Annotated in this window: 3 protein-coding genes; 1 reads left to right on the top strand and 2 read right to left on the bottom strand. The window is 40.2% G+C overall.

Going from position 1 to position 3,811, the window contains the following annotated elements; genetic code table 11:
- Nucleotides 1-131: 131 nt before the first annotated feature.
- Nucleotides 132-545, bottom strand: a complete 414-nt coding sequence (locus BUC06_RS23195) for a thiol-disulfide oxidoreductase DCC family protein (RefSeq protein ID WP_073336991.1) — start codon at nucleotides 543-545, stop codon at nucleotides 132-134.
- 11 nt (nucleotides 546-556) lie between these two features.
- A complete protein-coding gene (locus tag BUC06_RS23190; RefSeq protein ID WP_073336989.1) occupies nucleotides 557-1,018 on the bottom strand; it encodes a heme-binding domain-containing protein in 462 nt (153 codons plus the stop codon).
- Between the two features lie 331 nt (nucleotides 1,019-1,349).
- Here BUC06_RS23190 and katG point away from each other — a divergent pair, with 331 nt between their 5' ends.
- Entirely contained in the window at nucleotides 1,350-3,629 is a 2,280-nt protein-coding gene (katG, locus tag BUC06_RS23185) for a catalase/peroxidase HPI (protein WP_073336987.1), read from the top strand.
- Nucleotides 3,630-3,811 lie beyond the last annotated feature (182 nt).

Below are 3,811 nucleotides of genomic sequence, written 5' to 3'. Positions count from 1 at the left end.
AAATTCATAAACAAATATCTGATTATCAAATATAAAAATATAAAAACCTAAAATAATAACCAAAAAAAACCGCCTCAGTTGTGAGACGGCCTCTTTTCAGTATGTATTTTGAAGAAATCCATCATTAAGAATCAGACTTCAATAAATTTTTTCTTTTGATTCGGATCAGGAAGAAAGCATTTCTGATTAGCCAGTTTCATTCTGTTTCTTGAAATGAGATCATATATCTGATCACTAAAAAATGCAGGAATTATTTTTCCGGCAACCGAAAGCTTATAAATACCACCCAATATACTGGCAATCTGGAGTACTGCCCTTGATTTTATGTAGTAGTAATGGCCCGGTTTCCAGAGATAGAGCGTGTTGAATACTTTGGTTTCCAGACCTCTTTCAGCCAAGAATTTTTGTCCGAAATCAGACTGAAGGGATGCAAACATAAATCTGTTATTCTTATCCCGTTCAAGAATCCATTGCACCCAGAAATTACAGACGCCGCAATCGCCGTCAAAAAACACAATATGTTGATTATCCCAATTCTCCCGCATGAAGCTTATTTTTAAAATACCATTTTTCTTTCGGTGTCTTCTTTTACTTTTTTGAAATATTGGATCAATTCTTTACGCTGTTCAGCGGTCAGTTTTGCATCCTGGTGTCCTACATAGTAAGATTCCAAAGGCATTTCTTCCTTTTCGATCATTTCGATGCATTCTTCCAGTTTATGAGCCTGTATCTTCGGCTCGTATACAGCAAAGGTAGAGAAATTAAGATGCTTACGGCCTTCATCGATATGATTTTTAACTAACCATGAAGCTGGTGATATGCTTGAATACCATGGATATTGGGTTTCATTCGAATGACAGTCATAACATGAGGTACTGATCATCCTGGCAACAGGGGGTGGTGTATTTTTTATTTTCAGAAAATCCATGCCCGGCGTAGGAGGTGGATTGGTTTTGTCAATCGGGAAAAACTGGATAATAATGAAGGCAACAAGGAGGATAACGAGTATTTTTTTCATATCAATTTTATGCTTGGAATTATAAAAATAATCAAATTTTATTAAACTGAATGAACTGATTATCAAATTGTATACCGTTCATTTGAATCATTCTAAATATGATGGTTTAATCTTGCTTATTGTCTGTATATTCTCTAATTTTCATTAACTTAATTGCATTATTACTTGTTTTAGTCTGATATGATCAAGCGATCTGTAAAAATTAATTTATTATAGTTTTTAACTATGGTTTAAATTAAAATTAATAGATTGTATATATTAAGAAGGCTTTGTAAGTTTGTCAGGTATTTAAAAAGAAAATGTATTAAACAACATAAAATATTAAACGACAATGGAAAAAGATTCGAATGACATCAGTAAGTGCCCATTTCATAACGGAACAATGAAAAAAGAATCCGTAGCAGGCGGAGGAACCAAAAATTTAGATTGGTGGCCTGAGCAACTGAGGGTAGATATCCTGCGTCAGCACTCATCACTTTCAGATCCTATGGATAAGGATTTTGACTACGCCGAAGCATTTAAAAGCCTTGATCTTGATGCGGTAAAAAGAGACCTCCATGCATTAATGACAGACTCTCAGGATTGGTGGCCCGCTGACTTTGGCCATTACGGTCCTTTGTTCATCCGCATGGCGTGGCATAGTGCCGGTACGTACCGTGTAGGGGATGGAAGAGGAGGAGCGGGAGCAGGACAGCAACGTTTTGCCCCTTTGAACAGCTGGCCGGATAATGTAAGTTTAGACAAGGCCAGAAGATTATTGTGGCCGATTAAACAAAAATATGGAAAGAATATTTCGTGGGCTGATCTTTTAATCCTGACAGGAAATATAGCTCTGGAATCGATGGGCTTTAAAACATTCGGATTTGCAGGAGGGCGTGAAGATGTATGGGAACCGGATATGGATATTTACTGGGGTTCGGAAAAAACATGGCTGGGAGGTGACCTTCGTTATGCTCACGGATCAGAAGGTGTAGCTGAACAACATGGGGTGCTTCCTACAGATGATGATGCAGATGGTAATATTCATTCCAGAAATCTTGAGAAACCACTTGCAGCGGTACAAATGGGACTTATCTATGTAAATCCTGAGGGTCCGGACGGAAATCCTGATCCTATTGCTGCAGCTAAAGATATCAGAGATACGTTCGGACGTATGGCGATGAATGATGAGGAAACAGTAGCTTTGATTGCCGGTGGACATACCTTTGGGAAAACACACGGTGCCGGTCCTGCTGATCATGTAGGAAAAGAACCGGAAGCTGCCGGAATCGAACTTCAGGGGCTAGGGTGGAGCAGTACCTATAAATCAGGAAGAGGAACAGATGCTATTTCCAGCGGACTGGAAGTAACCTGGACAGAAACTCCTACAGAATGGAGTAATTATTTCTTCAAGAATTTATTTGAAAACGAGTGGGAGCTTACGAAAAGCCCTGCCGGTGCTCATCAGTGGGTGGCAAAAGACGGTGCAGAGATCATTCCTGACGCCTTTGATCCAAATAAAAAGCACAGACCTACCATGCTTACGACAGACCTTTCATTGCGACTGGATCCTGTTTACGAAAAAATATCAAGACATTTCTACGAAAACCCGGATGCCTTTGCTGATGCCTTCTCCAGAGCATGGTTTAAACTTACGCACAGAGATATGGGCCCTAAAGCAAGATATTTAGGACCGGATGTTCCACAGGAGGAACTGATCTGGCAGGATCCTATTCCGGCAGTTGATCATGAACTGGTGAATGATGGAGATGTTGGGGCATTAAAAGGGAAAATATTAAATTCAGGACTGACTATTTCTGAGCTGGTATCTGTTGCCTGGGCTTCTGCGTCTACATTCAGAGGAAGTGACAAACGTGGCGGAGCTAATGGTGCCAGAATCCGTCTGGCTCCACAAAAATACTGGGCCGTAAACAATCCTTCTCAGCTTCAGAAAGTTTTAGGGGAATTGGAGAAGATTCAGAAAGAATTTAATGACTCTCAAAGCGGAGGAAAGAAGATATCAATGGCCGATATTATTGTTTTGGCTGGAAGTGTAGCCGTAGAAAAGGCAGCACAGGATGCAGGACAGGATATTAAAGTCCCTTTCACGCCTGGAAGAATGGACGCTTCGCAAGAGCAGACCGATGTGGAATCTATGGGATATCTGGAACCGGCAGCGGACGGATTCCGTAATTATCTGAAGAGTAAATTCTCGGTATCTACTGAATCTTTATTGATCGATAAAGCACAGCTCTTAACCCTTACAGCTCCGGAATTAACGGTTTTGGTAGGAGGAATGCGTGCACTGGATACTAATTTTGACGGATCTAAACATGGTGTATTTACCAATCGCCCTGGAGTACTTACCAATGACTTCTTTGTTAATCTTCTGGACATGGGAACGCAATGGAAATCTATTTCTGAAGATAATGAACTGTATATGGGTACCGATCGTTCTACAGGACAGCCTAAATGGACGGCTAGCCGAGCAGATCTTGTTTTCGGGTCGAACTCTGAATTGAGAGCAATTGCCGAAGTGTATGGAAGCAACGATGCTCAGGGGAAATTTGTTAAGGATTTCGTGAGAGTTTGGACGAAAGTAATGAATCTTGATCGGTTTGATGTGAAATAATGACTAACATAACATCATAGGGTAGAATCCGTCTCACAACCAATTTGCGAGACGGATTTTATTTTAGTTGAACTTTGTTTTATTGTCCAAAAAAGGAAAAAGTTGTCCTCTTCAGGCAACTTTCTTTCTTAGGTTATGTGCTAAAGCGTGTAATCCAAATTCCAGTTCTACTTTTTTCAGAC

Origin of the sequence: Chryseobacterium carnipullorum (assembly GCF_900142785.1) — a bacterium.
GTDB classification, from domain to species: domain Bacteria; phylum Bacteroidota; class Bacteroidia; order Flavobacteriales; family Weeksellaceae; genus Chryseobacterium; species Chryseobacterium carnipullorum.
Note: the sequence above shows the minus strand (reverse complement) of the source record. Positions and strands in the feature narration are given on the sequence as shown.